The sequence below is a fragment of the Thauera aminoaromatica S2 genome (genome assembly GCF_000310185.1).
In the GTDB taxonomy this organism is placed as follows: domain Bacteria; phylum Pseudomonadota; class Gammaproteobacteria; order Burkholderiales; family Rhodocyclaceae; genus Thauera; species Thauera aminoaromatica.
On sequence record NZ_AMXD01000070.1, the window covers coordinates 1 to 20,578 of the forward strand.

Sequence of the window (20,578 nt, forward strand, 5' to 3'; positions counted from 1 at the left end):
CGCCGGCCGCGGCGGCCATCGCGCGCCGAGGCCGGCGGCGTTCGGGCGGACGCGCCCGCCTCGTCCGGCTTGCCAATCCGCGTGCGACTTGCTAAAAGTCCGCTCGGGTGTCTTCGACACCCGATCCGGTCCGACGCGGGGACGACCCCGCCCGCCCTGCGCGCCTTGCGCTGCGACCGTCGGTTTCCCGCGGGACGACCCGCAGGACGAGGCGTGGGCCCGACCCGCCCGCCGCTGCCCGAGTTCCCTTCCGTGTCCACAAAACCCAAGCTTCGTAGCTTCCCCGACCGCCTGCGCCAGATCGCGATGTTCGAGATCGGCGGCCTGGTCCTGATCACCCCGCCCTTCGCCTGGGCGAGCGGGGTGCCGATCCGCGACTCCATCGGCCTGCTCGCGCTGCTGGCGCTGATGGCGGCGATCTGGAACGGCGCCTACAACACCGCCTTCGACTGGATCGAGGGCCGCCTTACCGGGCGCACCGCCGACCGTCGCCCGTTCCGGCTGCGTGCCGTGCATGCGCTCGGCTTCGAGTCCGGCCTGCTGGTGATGACGCTGCCGGTGATCGTGTGGTGGACCGGCATGGGCTGGGTCGAGGCCCTGATCGCCGACATCGGCCTGGCGATCACCTACACGATCTACGCCTTCCTGTTCAACCTGGGCTACGACCGCCTGTTCCCGATCGCGCCCGCCGGCGGCGAGGCGGACGCGGCCGGGCTGGCGGCGGAGCGCTGAGATGGCGACCGGCGACAGCGCGGGTGATGTGGCGGAGGCGGCGGTCGTCTTCGACGCCGACCTCTCCGCGCTCAACACCTTCGGCCTGCGTGCGCACGCGGCCCGCCTGCTGCGCGTGCGTTCGGTTGCGGCGCTTCGGGCGGCGATCGCCGCGCCGGGCTGGAGCGACACGGCGCGCCTGGTGCTCGGTGGCGGCAGCAACCTGGTGCTCGGCGGCGATTTCGCCGGCACGGTGCTGCGGGTGGAGATTCCGGGCCGCCGCCTGTTGCGCGCCGAGGCCGATGCCTGGATCGTCGAGGGCGGCGGCGGCGAGAGCTGGCACGATTTCGTGCGCTGGACGCTGGCGCAGGGCTGGCCCGGGCTCGAGAACCTGTCGCTTATTCCCGGCACGGTCGGTGCCGCGCCGATCCAGAACATCGGCGCCTACGGGGTGGAACTGGTCGAGCGCTTCGAGTCGCTCGACGCGGTCGAGCTCGACACGGGCGAGCTGCGCCGCTTCGATGCCGCGGCGTGCGCCTTCGGCTACCGCGACAGCGTGTTCAAGCGCACTCCCGGAAGGTGGCTGGTCGTCGCGGTGCGCTTCCGCCTGCCACGGCCGTGGCGCGCGCTCACGCGCTATGCCGATGTCGCGCGCGAGCTCGAGGCACGCGCGCTCGCGCAGCCCTCCGCGCTCGAGGTCTCGGATGCGGTGATCGCGATCCGCCGCCGCAAGCTGCCCGACCCGGCGGTGCTCGGCAACGCCGGCAGCTTCTTCAAGAATCCCGTCGTCGACGCCGCGCGCTGCGCACGCTTGCTCGCCGCGCACCCCGCGCTGCCGCACTATCCGCAGGCCGACGGCAGCGAGAAGCTCGCCGCCGGCTGGCTGATCGAGCAGGCCGGCTGGAAGGGGCGCGACCTCGGCCCGGTGGGCTGTTACGAGCGCCAGGCCCTGGTGCTGGTCAACCGCGGCGGTGCCACTGGTGCCGACGTGCGCCGCATCGCGCAGGCGATCATCGCCGACGTCGAGGCGCGCTTCGGCGTGCGCCTGGAGCCCGAGCCGGTCTTCATCTGAACCACGGGCGCCGCAACTCCCGGGCAACGCCGGCGGCAACCGCGTGATCCGCGACGGCATCGCCGAGGTGCTGCGCGAGCAGGCGTCGACGCTGGACCTCGACGTCTAGGTGCCGGTGGGCCGGCTCGGCGAGTGCGTGGCGCGCATGCGCGCCAAGCTGGAGCGCGGCTGGCTGACGTATTCGCGCACCCCGGCGGAGATCGCGCCGATGCGCACGCTCAAGGCGGCACTCGACCCGCGCCGCATCCTCAACCCGGGCAAGATGCTGTAGGGCCGCGGGCCGCCGCGGCCCTAGATGATGCGGCGCGGCTGCTCGATGATGGTCTGATAGACCAGGCTCTTGATCTTCATGCGGTCTTCCGCGCCGAGTTCGTGGAAGTCCACTCCGTAGTGGTACTCGATGCCTTCGGCCTCGGCGTCGGCTGCCTGCTGCACGTTGCGGATCTCGGCCTCGATGTCGAGCTCGGTCTGCAGGCCGTGAAGGTCCACGTCGAAGCGCAGACGGACGATCGCGCCCGGTTCGCCGAGGGAGGCATGGGTTTGGATCAACGCGCCGGTCGCGCTCAGGTTCAGCATCGTGCCCTCGCCCGCCGCGCCGCCGGCCTGGGTGTTCACCTGTACCGGAAACTGCGTGCGCACCCGCGTCGACTTGCGGATCACGCTGCCCTGGATCACGCTCGGAAAGCTCAGGTGCACATAGTCGAGAGGCAACCTGCATGCGCGCAGCACCGAGGCGCGGAAGGCGAAGGCACTCTGGCGCGAGAACACCCGCACGATCACCGGATCGTTCTCGACCAGTTCCACGCGCCGCCCGCCCGCCACTGGCGTGGTCACCAGCAGGCTGATCCCGTCCACATAGCCGACCACACGCACGAATGCGCGCCGCACGCCGGTGCTCGCGGCGCATTCGATCTGCAGGCGGTCGCCGACCGCCAGCCGCATGTCCTCGAAGGTGTAGCCGCGTTGCGCCCCGTCCTCTTCGTGTTCCTCCGCAAGCTCGTCGCGCTGCAAATCCTCGTTGCCCGTGTCTTCGCTCATCGTCCCGCCCGGCCGTTCCGGGATTGCCCCGATGGCCAATTGAAGCTGCTCCGCCCGTCGCCCGCAAGGGCGGATTGCACGCCCGGCCTCGCGAATATCCGCTTTTCCTGATGTGTCGTATCACGATGGGTGGATCCGGTCCCGGTGCGGGGCCTGCTAGTTTGGCGGCCGTGCGCACGACGCTGCGCCGCAGAAGCCAATCAGTGGACAGGAACGGAGACACAAAATGACAACGACCCGCCGCATCGCCCCACTCGCCCTCGCCTGCGCCCTCCTCGCCGCCCCCGCGGCGAGCCAGGCCGCGACCTGGAGCGACACCTTCGTCGGCTACCGTTACGGCAGCGACTTCCGCGAGCCCACCAACACGAAGGACGTCGAGAAGCACGTGCTGCAGTTCACCCACGCCAGTGGCTATTCGGTCGGGCAGAACTTCCTCAACCTGGACATCTTCCAGTCGGACAAGGCCGATCCGGCCAACGGCGGCGGCAGCGGGGCGACCGAGTTCTACCTCACTTACCGCCACCAGGTGCATCTCGGCAAGGCGTTCGACCACAGCTTCGCCTTCGGCCCGGTCAAGGAGGTCGCGGTCACCGCAGGCTTCGATCTCAACACCAAGAACACCGCGTTCTCGCCGCGCAAGCGCCTCGTGGTGCTGGGGCCCACGCTGAAGTTCGATGTGCCGGGTTTCCTCGACGTCAGCCTGCTCCTGGGCAAGGAGTGGAACCGCTGCGGTCTCGACCCCGTCGCGCCGTCGTCCTTCGATCCCTGCCCGCAGACCGAGGTGAGCTTCGACCCGCAATGGATCGTGAGCGCGGCCTGGGGCATTCCCTTCAGCGCCGGCGCCGTGCCGCTGAAGTTCCAGGGCTTCATCAACATCAACGGCGAGAAGGGCAAGGACTACGCCGGCATCAAGACCCACACCGAGACCCTGATGCGCACCTCGCTGATGGTCGACGTCGGCCAGATGGCCTGGGGCAAGAAGAACACCTTCCTGATGGGCGTCGGCTACGAATACTGGCGCAACAAGTTCGGCAACCACGCTTTCGCGAACGGCGCAGAAAAGCCCGGCATCGACACCGACGCGCCGACCTTCCAGATGGAGTGGCATTTCTAGCGCATCGATCGCGACTCGCGTCGCTCCTACAAAACCGCCGCGCCTCCCGCGCCGCGCTTCCGGTGCCGCGCGGTGGGAGCGACGCGCGTCGTGATCGATTTCCTGCGCCGCGCGGTGGGAGCGACGCGAGTCGCGATCGACGGTCGGGCAGGGTGCCGCGTGACAGCCACCGCGGCGCGCAAGGCGCCGCACGCAACCCGAATCCGAGGTGGCGGGCTGCCGCGATGCGGCGAGCCCTGCGCCGTCACCGCATCGCGGCAGCGACTTACACGTTCATCACCGTCACCGCGCGCGTGTTCAGGTAGGCGTCGAGCGCCTCCGGCCCGCCCTCGGTGCCGTAGCCCGAATCCTTGATGCCGCCGAAGGGCATCTCCGCGCTCGGCGTCGCGGGTTGGTTCACGTACAGCATGCCGACCTCGAGTTCGTGCGCCAGGCGGTGCGCGTTCTTCAGCGAGCGCGTGAACGCGTAGCCCGCCAGCCCGAAGGACAGGCGGTTCGCCTCCGCGATCGCCTCGTCCAGCGTGGTGAAGCCGCGGATCGCCGCGACCGGCCCGAAGGGTTCCTCATTGAACACCTTCGCGTCCAGCGGCACGCCGGTCAGCACCGTGGGCGCGAAGAAGTTGCCCGCGGCGCCGATGCGCTCTCCGCCCGCCGCCACGGTCGCGCCGCGCGCCAGCGCGTCCTGCACGAAGTCCGCCATCGCCGCCACGCGGCGGGGATTGGCCAGCGGACCCATCTGCGTGCCCTCGGCCAGGCCGTCGCCGACCTTCAGCGTGCTCGCATGCCGGGCCAGCGCGGCGGCGAAGGTCTCGCGCACCGCCTCGTGCACGAGGAAACGCGTGGGCGAGATGCATACCTGGCCGGCGTTGCGGAACTTCGACGCCGCCGACACCTTGATCGCCAGCTCGAGGTCGGCGTCCTCGCACACGATCACCGGCGCATGGCCGCCGAGCTCCATCGTCACCCGCTTCATGTGCTGGCCGGCGAGCGCCGCGAGCTGCTTGCCCACCGGAGTCGAGCCGGTGAAGGTGATCTTGCGGATCGCCGGGTGGGCGATCAGGTAGCTGGAGATCTCCGCCGGGTTGCCATACACCAGCCCGATCACGCCCGCCGGCACGCCGGCATCGACGAAGGCGCGCACCAGCTCGGCCGGCGCCGCGGGCGTCTCCTCGGCGGCCTTGACCAGGATGGAGCAGCCGGTGGCGAGCGCCGCCGCGGCCTTGCGCACGACCTGGTTGATGGGGAAGTTCCACGGCGTGAAGGCGGCGACCGGGCCGACCGGGTCCTTGATCACCATCTGCGTGGCGGCGAGGTTGCGTCCCGGCACGATGCGGCCATACACGCGCAGGCCTTCGTCGGCAAACCACTCGATGATGTCGGCGGCGGCGAGTGTTTCCATTTTCGCCTCGGGCAGCGGCTTGCCTTGTTCCTGGGTGAGCACGCGGGCGATGTCGCCGGCGCGCTCGCGCATCAGCGCTGCGGCGCGGCGCAGGGTCTTGGCGCGCTCGATCGCCGGGGTGCGGCGCCAGGTCTGGAAGCCCTTCACGGCGGCGGCGACGGCGAGGTCGAGGTCGGCGATCGCGGCATGCGCGACGCGGCCGATCTCCTCGCCGGTGGCCGGGTTGTGCACGGCCAGCGTGCGGCCGTCGAGGGCGTCGCACCATTGGCCGTCGATGAGCAGGCGGGTATGGGGGTAGGTCATGGGGGCTTCCTCTCGTGGGAATGTGGGACAGGGCATTCTAGCGGGTGGCGGATGACGGAAGCGCGCATGGGCGCGCCGGGTCGGGCCCCGTCCGGGGCCGCGGTGTCGGGCGCCGCGCGGGGCGTACACTCGCGACCCTTCGCTGGCGCTCAGGGCGGCCCTCGGTGGAGGACGCCGCGGGGGCGGCGACGCAAACGCGTCGCTGCGTGCCTCGGACCTGCGTCGCCTTGTTTCCCCCGCGACGTCCTCCACCTCGGCGCTCCTGATCTTCCCGCGCGGCACCCGATGCCGCGGCCGGGACCGTTTGCGGTGGCTTGCAGGCACGGGGGGCCGCGTGGCCTGCAGCGCTCGCGCAGGTGCGGGGGCTTCGATGCCGCAGGCTGCGGCGCCCGGCCGAGGGCTCGGGATCCCGCGAGGTTTCGCGCTCGCACGCCTGTGTTCCCGCCTCAGGCAATTTCCCGTGCGCTCAGCGTGTAGCTGAAGGCGTCGGGGTCCAGGCTGTCGAAGCGCTGGCCGGCGAGTTCGCCCTGGGGGTACATCAGGAAGGGGATCTCGCTGCCGGTGCTGCCGGGCAGGCGCAGGTCGTGGGCGTCGTTGTAGGCCAGCCAGTTCATCTCCCAGGCGCCGAAGAGCTGCTTGCGCACCGCGGCGACCTTGGGATCGACCATGGAGAGCTTGCCCGGCGGTTCCTCCAGGACGACCTTGCGCACGTCCGCGGGGTCCACCGGCACCCAGCCGAAGCGCTCCAGGAAGACCTCGGCGCGGCAGTGCTGGGCCTTGGAGACGTTGCCGCTCTTGCCCAGGCTCTTGTAGCCGAAGCGCGAGTCGGCGACGCGCAGGCCGTAGACGTCGCGTGCCGGCAGCCCGGCTGCGCGCGCCAGGCCGACGAAGAGGGCGTTGAGGTCGGCGCACTTGCCCGCGAGGTTGCCGGTCTCCAGCATCGTGCGGATGTCGCCGATGCCGCAGCCGCGCACCTTGGGCTCGCGGAAGGTGTTGTCCACGATCCATTCGTAGATGGCGCGCGCCTTGTCCTCGTCGGTCTTCGCGCCGTGGACGATGTCGCGTGCGGTATCGCGCACGATGCCGTCGGTGGGCAGCAGCGCGGTGGCGCGCAGGTAGTGCATGCGTTCGGCGCGCGGCAGTACCTGGGGCGCGGCGCTGGGCTGGCTGAAGTCGATGGCGCGGTCGCGGGTGGCGAAGCGGCTGAGGATCTCGAGCCGGGGCTGGGCGATGCCCGGCGCCCACTCGGCGTAGACCATCTCGGCGCCGGAGCGGTCGCGCACACGTTCCATGAGGTCGGCGTTGCCCTGCCACAGGCTGCCCATCGGGCGCTGCCAGGCGGTCTCGTGCATCGCCGGCAGCGGCACCCACACGCGCAGCGGACCGTCGCCGGGCAGGGGTTCGACGCGGCTCGTCAACTCGAAGCGGCGCCAGCCGGCGTCCGGCGTGGGCGCGAAGGCGGGGGGCTCGGCGAGCGGGGCGGGGGTGGCGAGCGGCGTGGTCGCCGTGGTCGCGGCGGATTGTTGGGCGCGCGCGAGCGCGGGCAGCGCGAGGCCGGCCGCGAGCGTGCCGGCGCGCAGGAAGTTGCGGCGGTTCATGTGTTCTCCCGATGAGCGAAGCCGCCCCGGTGCGGGATGCCGCCGGGGCTTGATGGTTGGCCGTTGCCGGCGGCCGTGTGCGGGGTGTGTCCGCGGCGCGGAAGGCCGATGCGAAGGATCGGCACGCGGGTCCGGCGCGCATTGTCGGCGATTGTGGAGGCCGCGTGAACCGCCGGGGAGATCGCGACTTGCGTCGCTCCTGCAGAGACCGTCGTGTTGCGAGCCTTGTCGTGGGAGCGACGCGAGTCGCGACCCAGTGGCTCCGATGTGCCGCGCGCGGATCCGCACGAGCGTCAGATGCAGCCCCGTGCTCCGCCTGCCCCCGGGTTCGGGATCTCCGCCATGGGCAGGGCCGGCGGGGCTCGATACAATCGCCCGCATGAATCAGCCGGCTCCCGGGACGGCGACTTGCTGCCCGGTCTGTCTTGGCGCATCCGTGCGCCCCTTTCTGCACGTGGGCGGGCGCGACTACCTGCGCTGCGAAGCCTGCGAGGCGACCTTCCTGCACCCGGCCCAGCGGCCGGCGGCGGATGCGGAGTGCGCCGAATACCGCCTGCACCGCAACGACCCCGAGGATCCCGGCTACCGCCGCTTCCTCGCGCGCCTGGTCGATCCGCTGCGCATCCGCCTCGCGCCCGCGGCGCAGGGGCTGGACTACGGCTGCGGTCCGGGGCCGGCGCTGGCCGCGATGCTGCGCGAGGCCGGCCACCCGATGCGGGTGTGGGACCCCTTCTTCGCCCCTGACCCCGACGCGCTCGCGCGCCGCTACGACTTCGTCACCTGCACCGAGGTGGTCGAGCACTTCCACGCGCCCGCGGCCGAGTTCGCCCGCCTGGACGGTCTGCTGCGCCCCGGGGGCTGGCTCGGCATCACCACCTGCCTGCAGACCGAGGATGCGCGCTTCGCCGCCTGGCACTACCGGCGCGATCCCACCCACGTGGTGTTCTATCGCGCGGCCACCTTCCGGGTGATTGCCGCCCGCTTCGGCTGGCGCTGCGAGCTGCCGGCCAAGGACGTGGTGCTGCTGCACAAGCCCGCGCCGCCGGCGGCCGCCGCGCCGTGCCTTTCTCCCCCCAACCCCGACCGGGAGTCTCCATGCGCTACGAAACCCTCCTCTACGACCTCTCCGACGGCATCGCCGAGATCCGCCTGAACCGCCCGCAGCGCCTCAACGCGGTGACGCAGCGGCTCTACGACGAGTTGAATGACGCGCTCGGCCGCGCCGAGGTTGCGCGCGAGGTGCGCGTGGTGCTGCTCACCGGCGCGGGCCGCGCCTTCTGCGTCGGAGCCGATCTCAAGGAACACAAGGCCGGACGCAGCGCCTTCGACCGCCGCCAATACCTCCAGGGCGAGCAGGACGTGTGCCGCCGCCTGATCGACCTGAAGAAGCCGGTGGTCGCCGCGGTCAACGGCTACGCACTCGGCGCCGGTGCCGAGATCGCGCTCGCGTCCGACTTCCTGCTGATGGCCGAGGGCGCGCAGCTCGGCCTGCCCGAGATCTCGATCGGCAACTTCCTCGGCGGCGGCGTGACCTGGCTGCTGCCACGCCTGGTCGGGCTGGCGAAGGCGCGCGAACTGGTCTTCCTCGGCGAGCGCATCGGTGGCGAGGAGGCGGTGCGCATCGGGCTGGCGAACCGGGTGTTCGCCGAAGCGGGCTTCCTCGACGAGGCGCGCGCCTTCGCGCGCAGGATCGCCGCCAAGGCGCCGTTCTCGATGGAGCTCGCCAAGCGCCAGCTCAATCTTTCGGCCGAGCGCACGCTCGACGCCTGCCTCGTCGCCGAGCTCGAGGGCATGATGTTCGTCGGCACCACGCGCGACTGGCAGGAGGGCGTGGATGCCTTCGCCGAGAAGCGCGCGCCGGTGTTCAGGGGGGAATGACATGAACGAGAACTCGAGCCCTGTGCCCTGCAGTCCGGCGCGCCGCAGCCCGCTGCACGATTTCCTCGCCCCCGCCTCGATCGCGATCGTCGGCGCCTCGGCCGATCCCACCAAGCGCGGCTACAAGGCCATGGTCGGCCTCGTCAAGGGCGACTACCGCGGCCGCGTCTACCCGATCAACCCCAAGGTGCCCGAGATCCTCGGCGTGCCGACCTGCGCCACGCTCGACGACGTGCCCGGGCCGATCGACCTGGCGCTGATCTGCACCCCGGCGAAGACCCTGCCCGGGCTGCTCGAGGCGTGCGGGCGCAAGGGCGTGAAGGGCGCGGTGATCCTCGCCAGCGGCTTTCGCGAGAGCGGGCCGGAGGGCGCCAGGCTCGAGCAGCAGGTGCTGGACGCGGCGCGTGCGGGCGGCGTGCGCATCATCGGCCCGAACACCTCGGGCATGTTCAACCTGCATCACAAGGTGAACCTGCTCGACCTGCGCAACGCCAGGCCCGGCGACATCGGCTTCATCTCGCAGTCGGGCAACATGCTGCTGGCGCTGGTGCTGGAGGCCGAGCACAACGGCCACGTGGGTTTCTCGACCTACGTCGGCCCGGGTAACCAGACCGACGTCGGCTTCAACGACTACCTGCGCTACCTCGGCGAGGACGTGCACACCCGGGTGGCGACGCTGTATGTGGAGGGCTTCCGCGACGGCCAGCGCTTTCTCGAGGTGGCGCGCGAGATCACCCCGGTGAAGCCGGTGGTGGTGTACAAGTCGGGCGCCACCGAGCTCGGCAAGAAGGCGGCGAGCTCGCACACCGGCGCGCTCGCCGGCAGCTACGCGATGACGGTGGACCTGCTGCGCCAGGTGGGGGTGAGCGTGGTGCATCACTCCGACGAGATCCTGCCGGTGGCCGAGGGCCTGGCGCTGATGCAGCAGGCGCGTGGGCGGCGGATTGCGGTGATCGCCGACGGTGGCGGCCAGGCGACGATCACCTCCGACCGCCTGTCGGAGTCCGGCCTGGAACTGGCCGAGCTGTCCGCGGCGACCCGCAAGCGCCTGGCGGCGATCCTGTTCCCGCAGGCCGCGTTGGCGAATCCGGTGGACGTGGCCGGCAGCTCGGACGCCGACCCCGAGGTGCTGGCGCGCTGCGTGGAGATCGTCGCCGACGACGACAACGTGGACGCGGTCTTCCTCGTCGGCATGTTCGGCGGCTACCACATCCGCTTCGCCGAGTCCCTGCTCGGCGGCGAGATGCGCGCGGCCGAGGCCATGATCGAGCTCGCGCGCGCCAGCGCAAAGCCGCTGGTGGTCTACAGCCTCTACGCCCCGGTCAAGCCGCCTGCGCTACGCCGCCTGCACGAGGCCGGGCTGCCGGTGTACGCCTCCATCGAGCAGGCGGTGAAGGTGCTGGAGGCGCTCGCCGAGCGCGGGCTCTACCTGCAGGACCGCCACGGCCAGCCCCTGCAGGCCGGCGCGGCGCCCGACGAGGCGATGCAGGCGATGTTCGCGCGCGCCCAGAACGAGGGCCGCGACCTCTACGAGCACGAGGCCAGGGCGCTGCTGCGCACGCACGGTGTCGCGGTGGCGGAGGAAATCGTCGCCCACACGGCGGACGAGCTTGCGGTGGCGATCGAGCGCTTCCGCGACCAGCCGCTGGCGATGAAGGTGGTGTCGAAGGACATCCTGCACAAGTCCGACGCCGGCGGGGTGAAGCTGAACCTGGTCGGCGAGGCGGCGCTGCGCGAGGCCTGGGCACAGATTCTGGCGGGCTGTCGGGCATACGATGCCGACGCCGACATTCGCGGTGTGCTGCTGACACCGATGGCGAGGAAGGGGGTGGAGGTCATCGTCGGCGTGGTGCGCGACCCGATTTTCGGCCCGGTGCTGATGTTCGGCCTGGGCGGCATCTTCGTCGAGATCCTCGAGGACGTCGCCTTCCGCGCGATTCCCCTGTCCCGGCGCGACGCCGAGACCATGGTCGATCAGCTCGGCGCGCGCAAGGTCCTCGCCGGCGTGCGTGGCGAGGCGGCGGTGGATAAGGTCGCGCTGGTCGAGCTGCTGCTGCGGGTGTCGAGCATCGTCAGTGCCTACCCGCAGCTCTCCGAGCTCGACCTCAACCCGGTGATCGCCTACCCGGACGGCTATGCGGTGGTCGACGCGCGCATCATCACCAACCGCACGGTGGCCAGCAGCTGAGCCGGTCGAGCGGATTTTCGCGCCTTGGATCGGGGTGTGCACGAAGCGGATATCGATCGTGCACAAGCTGGATATTGATCGGTGTGATCGCGCCATAACCTGACGGCCTTGCAATCAAGGAAGCTTGACGCACGTCAAGTTCGTCACTGCTCGCCCGTCCGATCTCCCCTGCAGCAATTCCCCCAAAGAGGCACGATTTTGAAAACGAACGTTCCGATGGAAAACCCGGAGATGGCGCGCAAGCGGCGCAGCACCATCATCTGGGTGATCGCCCTGGCCTTCGTCGGCCTGGTCTTCGATGGCTACGACCTCGTCGTCTATGGCGCAGTCCTGCCCGGCTTCATGGGGCCGGACTCCGCCAAGTGGATCGGCGACCACGCACTCACGCCGAAAGACGCCGGCATGCTCGGCTCGTACGCGATGATCGGCATGATGCTCGGCGCCCTCGTCGCCGGCACCCTGGGCGATCTGATCGGCCGCCGCAAGGTCATGATCGGCGCCATCGCCTGGTTCTCGATCGGCATGGCGGTGTCGGCGATGACCGAGACGCTCGCCGCCTTCGGCGTCTGGCGCTTCATCACCGGCCTGGGCGTGGGCGCGCTGGCGGGCACCACGGGCGCGATGGCGGCCGAGTTCGCCCCGCCGGGGAAGAAGAACCTCGCCACCGCCTTCACCTATGCCGGCATCCCGCTGGGTTCGCTGCTGTCTGCGCTGCTGGCGATCTTCCTGCTGCCGATCATCGGCTGGCGCGGCATGTTCCTGATCGGCGCGCTGCCCCTGGTCACCCTGCTGCCGCTGGCGATCTGGAAGCTTCCCGAGTCGGTGGCCTGGCTGGCCTCGCGCGGCCGCCTGGACGAGGCCCGCAAGGTCTCCGAGCGCACCGGCGTGCCCATCCCCGAGGCGGAGATCAAGCCGCAGCAGAGCGCGGCCGCCAATGCCTCGGACGCGCGTGCGGGCTGGGCGGGTCTGTTCACCGTCTATCTCGTCCCGGCCATCGTCATCGGCTTCGTCTCGGCGTTCTGCCTGCTGCTGGTCTATTCGCTGAACACCTGGCTGCCGAAGATCATGCTGCCGATCATGGGCCAGAACGGATCGCTCGCATTGCTGCTGGTCCTCAACGCCGGCGCCATGGTCGGTACCCTGTACGGCTCCACCCTGGCCGACAAGCACAGCCCGCAGCGCATCGTGGCGCTGGGCTTCCTGGTCGGCGCGCTCGCCATGGGCGCCATCGGCATGATCGCCTCCACGATCGACGTCCCGATGGTCGCCAAAGCAGGCGAGATCCAGCAACTCGCCGACGTCAGCGGCATCGTCGTGGCCCTGCTGCTGCTTACGATCGCGATCACCGGCCTGGGGACCTCGGGGACGCAGACGCTGATCTACGGTCTGGCCGCCAACTACTACCGCACCAACGTCCGTGGCGCCGGTGTCGCCTGGACGGCGGCCTTCGGTCGTATCGGCGGCATCTTCGGGCCGATCTTCGGCGCCTTCCTGGCGGTCACGTTCGCCGGCGAGCTGCACAGCATCTTCTACGTGCTCGGCGGCATCAGCCTCGTCGGCCTGGCCCTCACCCTGATCATTCCGAAGAGCAAGGCGGCGGCGGTTGCACAGGCGGTGGCGCCGACCACGGCGGCTGCGGCGGCCGTGCCCGCCGGCAAGTCCCGTCTCTACGGCACCATCATGGCCGTGGTCGATCACACCGGAAACAGGCTGACGCGCGAGCGTGTCTCCGAGTTCGTCTCCCTGACGGGCTCGAAGGTGCACCTGGTGTATCTCGCGCCGGAGCACGTCCTGTCCGCCGAGGTCGATCAGACCGACAAGGCCATCGACCCGGCGCACGTGGCGAACCTGCAGGAGTATGTGAACGAGGTGAACGCGCAGGGTGTCCCGGCGGAGGGCCAGATCCTGACCTCCACGCTGTTCGGTCGCGGCAGGGCGGTGGTCGACCTGGCCGAGCAGCTGCGCTGCGACCTGATCATCCTCAACACCGAGGAGGGCGGCCAGCGTGCCAAGGCCGAGCTCGCGCAGGAGGTGGCCGGACAGAACCCGAAGATGGCGGTGCTGATCGCGCGCTCGACGCAGTAAGACGCTGCCGCACCACGAAGCCCGCCCCGACCGCTACGGTCGGGGCGGGCTTTTTTGTGCGCGGCGCAACCGCGTCTCGCACCCGGGGTGGGCAACAGGTTTATGAGATATTGTGCAGTCGAAATGTGTTCATGCGCAAAGATGTGCGATATAGTGCAGTTTTGGCGCCTGGGTCACAGGTGCCTGCGTCATTGCGGCGCACGAACATCGCTCTCTTCGCTCCGTGATGGGGCGGGATGCGGGTCGCGCGCCGTGATCGTGAGCGTCTGCGCGATCTTCGGTCGCAATGCCCGCAGCAACTCCCACAACCCCAACGCAAGCGCCAGGAATCCATCGTGAGAAAAGTAGATGTGCATCAAACAATCGACGAGGCGAAGTTCAACAAATTTCACCTGAACGTGCTGTTCTGGTGTGCGCTCGTCATCATCTTCGACGGCTACGACCTGGTGATCTACGGGGTCGTGCTGCCGGTGCTGATGAAGGAGTGGGACCTCACGCCGCTGCAGGCGGGCTCGCTCGGCAGCGCCGCGCTGTTCGGCATGATGTTCGGCGCGCTGATCTTCGGGCCGCTGTCCGACCGCATCGGCCGCAAGAAGGTGATCATGATCACGGTGATCATCTTCAGCGGCGTGACCTTCCTCAATGGCTTCGCCGAGACGCCCACCCAGTTCGCCGCGATGCGCTTCATCGCCGGCCTCGGCATCGGCGGCGTGATGCCCAACGTGGTCGCGCTGATGACCGAGTACATGCCCAGGAAGATCCGCAGCACCATGGTCGCGGTGATGTTCAGCGGCTACTCGGTCGGCGGCATGACCTCGGCCTTCCTCGGCATGTACCTGATGCCCAGCCACGGCTGGCAGTCGGTGTTCTTCGTCGCCGGCATCCCGCTGCTGCTGCTGCCGCTGATCTGGATCTTCCTCCCCGAGGCCGTCGGCTTCCTGCTCAAGGAAGGTCGCAAGGAAGAGGCTGGCCGCCTGCTCGCCCGCGTCGAGCCGTCCTACTCGCCCGCGGCCGGCGACAACTTCCACCTGGTCACCGGCCAGGGCAGGAGCGTCGCCCTGGTCGCGCTGTTCCAGAACGGTCGCCTGGTCAGCACGCTGATGTTCTGGGTCGCCTTCTTCAGCTGCCTGCTGATGGTGTATGCGCTCGGCTCCTGGCTGCCGAAGCTGATGAACAAGGCCGGCTACGAGCTCGGCTCCAGCCTGAGCTTCCTGCTGGTGCTCAACTTCGGTGCGATCTTCGGCGCGATCGGCGGCGGCTGGCTGGCGGACCGCTTCCACCTGCGCCGGGTGCTGACCATCATGTTCGTGATCGCGGCGCTGTCGATCAGCGCGCTCGCGATCAAGAACGACATGATCGTCCTCTACCTGCTGGTGGCGATCGCCGGTGCGACCACGATCGGCTCGCAGATCCTGCTCTACGCCTACGTCGCGCAGTACTATCCGCTGGCGATCCGCTCCACCGGCATCGGCTGGGCCTCGGGCGTGGGGCGCCTGGGGGCGATTTCGGGGCCGATGCTGGGCGGTGCGCTGATCTCGCTGCCGCTGGAGATGAACTTCCTCGCCTTCGCCATCCCGGGTGCGGTCGCCGGCCTGGCGATCTCCATGGTCGGGCGCAGCGCGGTGCATGCGCCGGAAGAGGAGAAGAACCTCGCCTTCGTGGGCGAGACCGGCAAGCTCGAGGTGGATTGAGGCGATTCCGGGCCATGGGCAACCGTCGGCGCACCGGATCGATGCGGGAACGGCCGGTGCCGTTCCCGCATTCTTGCGTTCGGGTGAATGTGGCGCGGGAACAGCGGCCCGATTGGCGCTAGCATTGAAGTCCCGCCCAGGAGACCCGCCATGGAGCTCGAAGCCTACGTCCGCGCCTTGCCCAAGGCCGAACTGCACCTGCATATCGAGGGCACGCTCGAGCCCGAAATGATGTTCGCGCTCGCGCGCCGCAACGGCGTGGCGCTGCCCTGGGCGAGCGTCGAGGCGGTGCGCGCCGCCTACGCCTTCACCGATCTGCAAAGCTTTCTCGACCTCTACTACGCCGGCGCGGCGGTGCTGGTCCGCGAGCAGGACTTCTTCGAGCTCGCGTTCGCCTACTTCGAGCGCGCACACGCCGACGGCGTGGTCCATGCCGAGCTCTTCTTCGACCCGCAGACGCATACCGCGCGCGGGGTGGCGCTCGAGACCGTGCTCGACGGCCTCGAGCGCGCCTGCGTCGAGGCGCGCGCGCGCTGGGGCATCGGCTCGCGCCTGATCCTGTGCTTCCTGCGCCATCTCAGCGAGGAGGAGGGCTTCGCCACGCTGCAGCAGGCTCTGCCGCACCTGTCGCGCATCGACGGCGTCGGCCTCGACTCGTCCGAGCGCGGGCATCCGCCGGCCAAGTTCGCCCGCCTGTTCGCGCGCTGCCGCGAGCTCGGCCTGCATGTGGTCGCCCATGCCGGCGAGGAGGGGCCGCCGGCCTACATCGTCGATGCGCTCGACCTGCTGAAGGCCGAGCGCATCGACCACGGCGTGCGCTGCACCGAGGATCCGGCGCTGGTCGGACGCCTCGTGCGCGAGCAGGTACCGCTCACCGTGTGCCCGCTCTCCAACGTCAAGCTGTGCGTGTTCCCCGACCTCGCCCGGCACAACCTCGGGCAGCTGTTCGCCGCGGGGCTCAAGGTGACGATCAATTCCGACGACCCGGCCTATTTCGGCGGCTACGTGGCGAAGAATTATGTCGACACCGCGCGCGCGCTCGGCCTCGGCCGTGCCGAGCTGCGTTGCATCGCGCGCAACAGCCTGGAGGCGAGCTTTGTGTCCGCCGCCGAACGCGCGCCCTGGCTCGCCCGGCTCGACGCGCTCGGGGAGGACTGCGAGGGAGAGGGCGGCGCGGCATGACGCCACCGACTGCCGCAGAGCGCCGGGCGCTGCGTGACCGCCTCACCGCGGTGCCGCTGTTCGCCGGCCTGCCCGCCGTGCAGCTGGCCGAGCTCGCCGCCGCGGCGCGCCTGCTCGAGCTGCCGGCGCGCACCCTGGTGCATGGCTGCGGCGAGCCCTTCGACGAGGCATACGTGTTGTGCAGCGGGACGGTGGTGCGCTTTCGCGAGCTCGACGGCGACGCGCGCAAGGTGGTCGAGCTGGTGCACACCCCTCAGATGCTCGGCTGCGGCGAGTTCTTCGGTGCCAGCCGTCATGAATCGGGCTGCGAGACGGCAAGCGCCTGCGCGCTGATCGCGCTCGACGCCGGCGTGCTGCGCGCGGTGGCCGAGCGCAGCCTGGTGCTGACCCGGCGCATGCTGCAGGCGGTGGCGGCGCGGCTGTGCGAGGTCGAGTTCGACGTCGCCGGGCGCCATGCCAGCCGCACCAGCGCGCAGCGCATCCTCGATTATCTGGTCGAGCTCGCCGGCGGCAGCCTGGCACTCGCCGGCGAGACCACGGTGGAGCTGGCCTCGACCAAGAAGGTGCTCGCCGCGCGCATCGGCATCACCCCCGAGGCCTTCTCGCGCAGTCTGCGCGAGCTTGCCGACAAGGGCGTGATCGTGGTCGACAAGCGCCTGATCCACATCCAGAACGCCGCCACCCTGGACACTGGTGCGGGCGAGCAGCCGCAGCGCCTGAGCTTCTCGCGCCGCAACAAGGGTGCGCGCCGCGACGAGACGATGTCGGTCGGTGAGCTGATCAACCTGTGCGGCCGCCTGCGCCTGCAGGTGCAGCGTCTGGCGATCGACTGGGTGCTGATCGGGCATGGCGTGGCGCCGGTCGAGATGCAGCTGCGCCTGCGCCAGGACATCGCCGAGTTCGAGCGCAGCCTCGCGGTCCTGCAGGCCGCCAGCCTCGCCCCCGAGCTCGGCGAGGCGCTGGAGGACGTGGGCCGGGTGTGGGCGGATTTTCGCGATGCGCTGGGTGCGGCCGAGCGCCCGCCGGCGGGCGCGGCGCGGGTGCTGCAGCTGAGCGAGGACTTCATCACCGCGGCGGATTTTCTCAACGCCGTGGCCGGCGGCTTCGCCGCCTCCGGCAGCCTGTACATGGTCAACGTCGCCGGACGCAACCGCATGTTGTCGCAGCGGGTGGCGAAGTTCTTCCTCTTCGAGGGCTTCGAGGGCTGCCCAGACCCGCAGGCGCAGATCGCCGCTTCGTGCCGGGCCTTCGAGCACAACCTGCAGCGCTTGCGCGAGAATGCCGGCGAGCTGCCCGAGCTGGTGGCGCAGATCGACGCCACGGCCGCCCTGTGGGCGCGCTTCATCGCCGCGCTCGACCCCGCGATCCGCCAGCCTCATCGCATCGGCCGGGTGCGCGCGGTGCTCGACGAGGGGGAGCGCCTGTTGCGCTACACCAACACCCTGGTCAAGCTCTTCGAGCGCCTCGCGCACTGAAATCCGGCCGCTGATTCCGCGCCCCGCCTGTCCGGCACGGGGCGCCCTTTTCCCCTCGATCCGTGGAGCAACCCATGAGCGCAGCCTCCAGCCCCTCCCACCCGACGCCGCCGCCCGCCACCGAGCCGGCGTTGCGCCTGATGCCGATGCCGGCCGACCTCAACTCCGCCGGCGACGTGTTCGGCGGTTGGGTCATGGCGATGGTCGACATCGCCGGCGCCCTGCCCGCGATCCGCCGCGCTCGCTCGCACGTGGTCACGATGGCGGTGAATTCCTTCGTCTTCAGGCAGCCGATCTCGGTCGGCGACATCGTCAGCTTCCACGCCGACGTGGTCGCGGTGGGCAAGTCCTCGATCACGGTCGACGTGCACGTGTTTGCCGAGCGCCATCCGGCGGATCCGGTGGTGGTCAAGGTGACCGAGGCGCGCATGACTTACGTCGCCGTCGACCGCGCGGGCTGCAAGCGCATGGTGGGCCCGGAGTCGACCCTGCCCCCCGGCGGCGAGCGTCCGCCCCTGGACAAGGAGCTCGTGCTGCGGGTCGTGCCCATGCCGGCCGACCTCAACCCCTCGGGCGACGTGTTCGGTGGCTGGATCATGTCGATGGTGGATATCGCCGGCGCGGTGCCGGCGATCCGCGTCGCGCGCTCCAAGGTCGCCACCGTGGCGGTGGACTCCTTCGTCTTCAAGCAGCCGGTGTCGACCGGCGACATCGTCAGCTTCCACGCCGAGGTGGTGCGCGTGGGGCGCACCTCGATCACCGTGGATGTCGAGGTCTACGCCCAGCGCCACCCGGAGAACCCGGTGGTGGTGAAGGTGACCGAGGCGCGCCTGACCTATGTCGCGGTGGACGAATTCCGCGCCAAGCGCACGATCGGGGCGGGCTGAGCCCGCTTTCAGCCGAGCTGGCTGCGCACCCAGCGCACGATGTCGGCCGCGCCCATCGCACCGGCCTGGCGCGCGATCTCGCGGCCGCCGCGAAACAGCGCCAGGGTGGGGATGCTGCGGATGCCGAAGCGTGCCGCCAAGGCCTGGTGGGCTTCGGTGTCGAGCTTGGCGAGGCGTAGCTGCGGCTCGAGCATGCCCGCGGCCTGCGCGAAGGCGGGCGCCATCGTGCGACAGGGGCCGCACCACGGCGCCCAGAAGTCCACCAGCACCGGGACGTCGCTGCGGCCGACATGGCGGTCGAAGTTCGCCGCGTCGAGCTCCACCGGGTGGGCGGTAAACAGCGGCTTGCGGCACCTGCCGCAGTTCGGTGCTTCGGCGAGGCGGGTGGCGGGGACACGGTTGACGGCGTCGCAGTGAGGGCAGACGAGGTGCAGGGCGTCGGACATGGCGGGGCTCCCGGGCATTTCGGATTCTCCGGATGTCGAGGCGAAGCGGCGGGATTCAAGAGGGCCGGTGTCCGTCGATGCGGCTGGGGGTGGGGGCGGCATGTGGCCGCGATCCGGCGGATAATGCCGGCATCTCGTTGTGAAGGAGAAGCGCCGATGAAGCTGCCCCGAATCGTGGTGATGCCCGGTAGCCGCCGGCGCGAGGCCTTGTCGCGTCGCGTGGCGCAGGCGTGCGCGCAGGCCGTGCGGGAGGCGGGGGCCGAGGTCGAGCTCGTCGATCTGGACGATTACCCCGCGCCGCTCTACGACGGCGACCTCGAAGCCGCCTCCGGCCTGCCCGAGGGCATCGTGCGCCTGCAGCGGGTGCTGCATGCGAGCGACGGCCTGCTGCTGGTCAATCCCGAGTACAACGGCTCGCTCACGCCCTTGCTCAAGAACACCCTCGACTGGTGCTCGCGGCCCAACCCGGCCGACGCCGAGCGCTCCGGCGGCAAGGTGTATGCCGGGCGGGCGGCGGCGGTGGTGGGAACCTCGCCGGGCGCGCTCGGTGGCATTCGGGTGCTGTTCCACGTGCGCGACGTGCTCGGCTACCTCGGCATGCAGGTCATTCCGCAGCAGGTCGCGGTGGGCCAGGCCGGCGAGGCGGTCGGCGCCGACGGACGCCTGCTCGATGCCGCCCGGCAGGGCATGCTGGAGGGGCTTGCGGAGGCGTTGGTGGACACGGCGCGGCGCCTGCGCGCCTGAGGGCTTCAGTCCGTCGTCCCGCCCGTCATCGCGGTGGCGGGCGTCGCACGCAGGCCGCGCACCGCTGCGCGGGCCTGCTCGAAAACGCGCTCGGCCTCTTCGCGATCGAAATCCGTGGCGTAGCGCTTCTTGACCCCCTGCTCGTTGAGCAGCAGGTGGGCGGCGGGTCGGACGCCGCGCTCGGCCAGGCTGCTGCGCGTGCATTCGAGCGCGCAGCCGTCGAGCGCGAGGATCGGTCGCCCGGAGCGGGCGATGTTCACCAGATGGGGGACGTTGCCGCCGACCCCGGCGATGCAGGACATCTCGGCCTCGCCCTCGCGATCCAGGCGCAGCGCCACGTGGTTGGCCATCTGCGCTGCGCTGGAGCAGCCCGAGCAGGAATAGACGAGCGGCAGGTTCTTCTTGCGGCCGGCCATGGCGGGGTCCTCGGGCGGGCATGTTGGGACGAATAGTTTACTATGCTGCGGCAGTTCACCCGGTGGACCGTGTTCGGGGTGAATTGACCGCTATCAATCAACTTGTGAGGGTTTGCCGCTAGTGTGCAATGCATTCGCGGAGACGCTCTGCGACGGACCACGACAAATCGGAGAATACGCATGACCAAGTTTCCCTTCCTGATCGCCGCTGCGGCGTCCGTTCTGCTGGCTGCCTGTGGCAACTCCGGTAGCGGCACTCCCGCGGCGCCGGCCAAGGCCCCCGCGGCTCCGGCAGCGGCTGCGGCCCCCGCTGCGCCGGCCGCAGCTCCCGCTGCCGCCCCTGTTGCGGCC

At 70.2% G+C, this 20,578-nt stretch carries 19 protein-coding genes and 1 pseudogene; 14 read left to right on the plus strand and 6 right to left on the minus strand.

Features of this window, described 5'->3' with window-relative positions:
* Positions 1-252 precede the first annotated feature (252 nt).
* The 3 genes from C665_RS11675 (at position 253) to C665_RS21140 (ending at position 2,054) form a co-directional block, all read left to right on the plus strand.
* Positions 253-732, plus strand: coding sequence for a PACE efflux transporter (locus tag C665_RS11675; protein WP_144312142.1), 480 nt, complete (start codon positions 253-255; stop codon positions 730-732).
* Position 733: 1 nt separating this feature from the next.
* On the plus strand, positions 734-1,783 hold the full coding sequence (gene murB / locus C665_RS11680; RefSeq protein ID WP_004310525.1) for a UDP-N-acetylmuramate dehydrogenase: 1,050 nt from the start codon (positions 734-736) through the stop codon (positions 1,781-1,783).
* A gap of 145 nt (positions 1,784-1,928) precedes the next feature.
* The gene (locus C665_RS21140; protein ID WP_245537161.1) at positions 1,929-2,054 is read left to right on the plus strand and encodes an FAD-linked oxidase C-terminal domain-containing protein; all 126 of its coding nucleotides are present in this window, start codon (positions 1,929-1,931) and stop codon (positions 2,052-2,054) included.
* 20 nt (positions 2,055-2,074) lie between these two features.
* Here the strand turns inward: C665_RS21140 and C665_RS11685 are convergent, their stop codons facing one another.
* Positions 2,075-2,821 (minus strand): flagellar brake protein, encoded by a 747-nt coding sequence (locus tag C665_RS11685; protein WP_004310527.1) that lies wholly within the window; start codon positions 2,819-2,821, stop codon positions 2,075-2,077.
* 226 nt (positions 2,822-3,047) lie between these two features.
* On the opposite strand from C665_RS11685, the gene C665_RS11690 reads away from it, so the two are divergent.
* Positions 3,048-3,935, plus strand: coding sequence for a hypothetical protein (locus tag C665_RS11690; RefSeq protein WP_004310528.1), 888 nt, complete (start codon positions 3,048-3,050; stop codon positions 3,933-3,935).
* A gap of 265 nt (positions 3,936-4,200) precedes the next feature.
* On the opposite strand, the gene C665_RS11695 is transcribed toward C665_RS11690, so the two are convergent.
* Both C665_RS11695 and C665_RS11700 read right to left on the minus strand, forming a co-directional pair.
* Positions 4,201-5,637, minus strand: a complete 1,437-nt coding sequence (locus tag C665_RS11695; protein WP_004310529.1) for an NAD-dependent succinate-semialdehyde dehydrogenase — start codon at positions 5,635-5,637, stop codon at positions 4,201-4,203.
* Between the two features lie 446 nt (positions 5,638-6,083).
* Positions 6,084-7,235 carry a transglutaminase-like domain-containing protein gene (locus tag C665_RS11700; protein ID WP_004310533.1) on the minus strand — a complete coding sequence of 384 codons (1,152 nt, stop codon included), beginning with the start codon at positions 7,233-7,235 and terminating at the stop codon, positions 6,084-6,086.
* A gap of 436 nt (positions 7,236-7,671) precedes the next feature.
* Between C665_RS11700 and C665_RS11705 the strand changes: the two genes are divergently transcribed.
* The 4 genes from C665_RS11705 to C665_RS11720 all read left to right on the plus strand — a co-directional run bounded on the left by C665_RS11705 (position 7,672) and on the right by C665_RS11720 (position 13,386).
* Entirely contained in the window at positions 7,672-8,388 is a 717-nt protein-coding gene (locus C665_RS11705) for a class I SAM-dependent methyltransferase (RefSeq protein WP_004310535.1), read from the plus strand.
* A complete protein-coding gene (locus tag C665_RS11710; RefSeq protein ID WP_004310537.1) occupies positions 8,331-9,113 on the plus strand; it encodes an enoyl-CoA hydratase/isomerase family protein in 783 nt (260 codons plus the stop codon). Before C665_RS11705 ends, C665_RS11710 begins: the two co-directional genes overlap by 58 nt.
* Position 9,114: 1 nt before the next feature.
* Positions 9,115-11,301 carry an acetate--CoA ligase family protein gene (locus C665_RS11715; RefSeq protein ID WP_004310539.1) on the plus strand — a complete coding sequence of 729 codons (2,187 nt, stop codon included), beginning with the start codon at positions 9,115-9,117 and terminating at the stop codon, positions 11,299-11,301.
* A gap of 216 nt (positions 11,302-11,517) precedes the next feature.
* On the plus strand, positions 11,518-13,386 hold the full coding sequence (locus C665_RS11720) for an MFS transporter (protein WP_004310542.1): 1,869 nt from the start codon (positions 11,518-11,520) through the stop codon (positions 13,384-13,386).
* Between the two features lie 188 nt (positions 13,387-13,574).
* Here the strand turns inward: C665_RS11720 and C665_RS20890 are convergent, their stop codons facing one another.
* Positions 13,575-13,742 (minus strand): hypothetical protein, encoded by a 168-nt coding sequence (locus C665_RS20890; protein WP_169316030.1) that lies wholly within the window; start codon positions 13,740-13,742, stop codon positions 13,575-13,577.
* On the opposite strand from C665_RS20890, the gene C665_RS11725 reads away from it, so the two are divergent.
* The 5 genes and pseudogenes from C665_RS11725 (at position 13,722) to C665_RS21150 (ending at position 18,621) form a co-directional block, all read left to right on the plus strand.
* Positions 13,722-15,077, plus strand: a complete 1,356-nt coding sequence (locus C665_RS11725) for an MFS transporter (RefSeq protein ID WP_012584564.1) — start codon at positions 13,722-13,724, stop codon at positions 15,075-15,077. The genes C665_RS20890 and C665_RS11725 overlap by 21 nt on opposite strands.
* 150 nt (positions 15,078-15,227) lie before the next feature.
* On the plus strand, positions 15,228-16,259 hold the full coding sequence (locus tag C665_RS11730) for an adenosine deaminase (RefSeq protein ID WP_004310551.1): 1,032 nt from the start codon (positions 15,228-15,230) through the stop codon (positions 16,257-16,259).
* The gene (locus C665_RS11735; protein WP_004310552.1) at positions 16,256-17,734 is read left to right on the plus strand and encodes a type IV pili methyl-accepting chemotaxis transducer N-terminal domain-containing protein; all 1,479 of its coding nucleotides are present in this window, start codon (positions 16,256-16,258) and stop codon (positions 17,732-17,734) included. The genes C665_RS11730 and C665_RS11735 overlap by 4 nt, the downstream gene beginning before the upstream one ends.
* A gap of 146 nt (positions 17,735-17,880) precedes the next feature.
* Positions 17,881-18,108 (plus strand): annotated as a pseudogene (locus tag C665_RS21290) (acyl-CoA thioesterase); the annotation flags it as partial.
* 93 nt (positions 18,109-18,201) lie between these two features.
* A complete protein-coding gene (locus C665_RS21150) occupies positions 18,202-18,621 on the plus strand; it encodes an acyl-CoA thioesterase (protein ID WP_051021736.1) in 420 nt (139 codons plus the stop codon).
* An 8-nt stretch (positions 18,622-18,629) separates the two neighbouring features.
* On the opposite strand, the gene trxC is transcribed toward C665_RS21150, so the two are convergent.
* Positions 18,630-19,067: a thioredoxin TrxC gene (trxC, locus tag C665_RS11745; RefSeq protein WP_004310554.1), complete on the minus strand. Its 438-nt coding sequence runs from the start codon at positions 19,065-19,067 to the stop codon at positions 18,630-18,632.
* A 156-nt stretch (positions 19,068-19,223) separates the two neighbouring features.
* Between trxC and C665_RS11750 the strand changes: the two genes are divergently transcribed.
* Positions 19,224-19,811: an NADPH-dependent FMN reductase gene (locus C665_RS11750; RefSeq protein WP_004310555.1), complete on the plus strand. Its 588-nt coding sequence runs from the start codon at positions 19,224-19,226 to the stop codon at positions 19,809-19,811.
* Between the two features lie 5 nt (positions 19,812-19,816).
* On the opposite strand, the gene C665_RS11755 is transcribed toward C665_RS11750, so the two are convergent.
* Complete coding sequence (locus tag C665_RS11755) at positions 19,817-20,227, minus strand: putative zinc-binding protein (RefSeq protein ID WP_004310556.1); 411 nt, start codon at positions 20,225-20,227, stop codon at positions 19,817-19,819.
* Positions 20,228-20,578 lie beyond the last annotated feature (351 nt).

Bases quoted from the DNA above. Each gene is read 5' to 3' on its own strand.
- C665_RS11715 (WP_004310539.1), top strand. From the start codon at position 9,115: ATGAACGAGAACTCGAGCCCTGTGCCCTGCAGTCCGGCGCGCCGCAGC.
- C665_RS21140 (WP_245537161.1), top strand. From the start codon at position 1,929: ATGCGCGCCAAGCTGGAGCGCGGCTGGCTGACGTATTCGCGCACCCCG.
- C665_RS11735 (WP_004310552.1), top strand. From the start codon at position 16,256: ATGACGCCACCGACTGCCGCAGAGCGCCGGGCGCTGCGTGACCGCCTC.
- C665_RS21150 (WP_051021736.1), top strand. From the start codon at position 18,202: ATGGTGGGCCCGGAGTCGACCCTGCCCCCCGGCGGCGAGCGTCCGCCC.
- C665_RS11710 (WP_004310537.1), top strand. From the start codon at position 8,331: ATGCGCTACGAAACCCTCCTCTACGACCTCTCCGACGGCATCGCCGAG.
- C665_RS11720 (WP_004310542.1), top strand. From the start codon at position 11,518: ATGGAAAACCCGGAGATGGCGCGCAAGCGGCGCAGCACCATCATCTGG.
- C665_RS11690 (WP_004310528.1), top strand. From the start codon at position 3,048: ATGACAACGACCCGCCGCATCGCCCCACTCGCCCTCGCCTGCGCCCTC.
- C665_RS11730 (WP_004310551.1), top strand. From the start codon at position 15,228: ATGGAGCTCGAAGCCTACGTCCGCGCCTTGCCCAAGGCCGAACTGCAC.
- C665_RS11685 (WP_004310527.1), bottom strand. From the start codon at position 2,821: ATGAGCGAAGACACGGGCAACGAGGATTTGCAGCGCGACGAGCTTGCG.
- C665_RS20890 (WP_169316030.1), bottom strand. From the start codon at position 13,742: ATGCACATCTACTTTTCTCACGATGGATTCCTGGCGCTTGCGTTGGGG.
- murB (WP_004310525.1), top strand. From the start codon at position 734: ATGGCGACCGGCGACAGCGCGGGTGATGTGGCGGAGGCGGCGGTCGTC.
- trxC (WP_004310554.1), bottom strand. From the start codon at position 19,067: ATGTCCGACGCCCTGCACCTCGTCTGCCCTCACTGCGACGCCGTCAAC.
- C665_RS11750 (WP_004310555.1), top strand. From the start codon at position 19,224: ATGAAGCTGCCCCGAATCGTGGTGATGCCCGGTAGCCGCCGGCGCGAG.
- C665_RS11700 (WP_004310533.1), bottom strand. From the start codon at position 7,235: ATGAACCGCCGCAACTTCCTGCGCGCCGGCACGCTCGCGGCCGGCCTC.
- C665_RS11695 (WP_004310529.1), bottom strand. From the start codon at position 5,637: ATGACCTACCCCCATACCCGCCTGCTCATCGACGGCCAATGGTGCGAC.
- C665_RS11755 (WP_004310556.1), bottom strand. From the start codon at position 20,227: ATGGCCGGCCGCAAGAAGAACCTGCCGCTCGTCTATTCCTGCTCGGGC.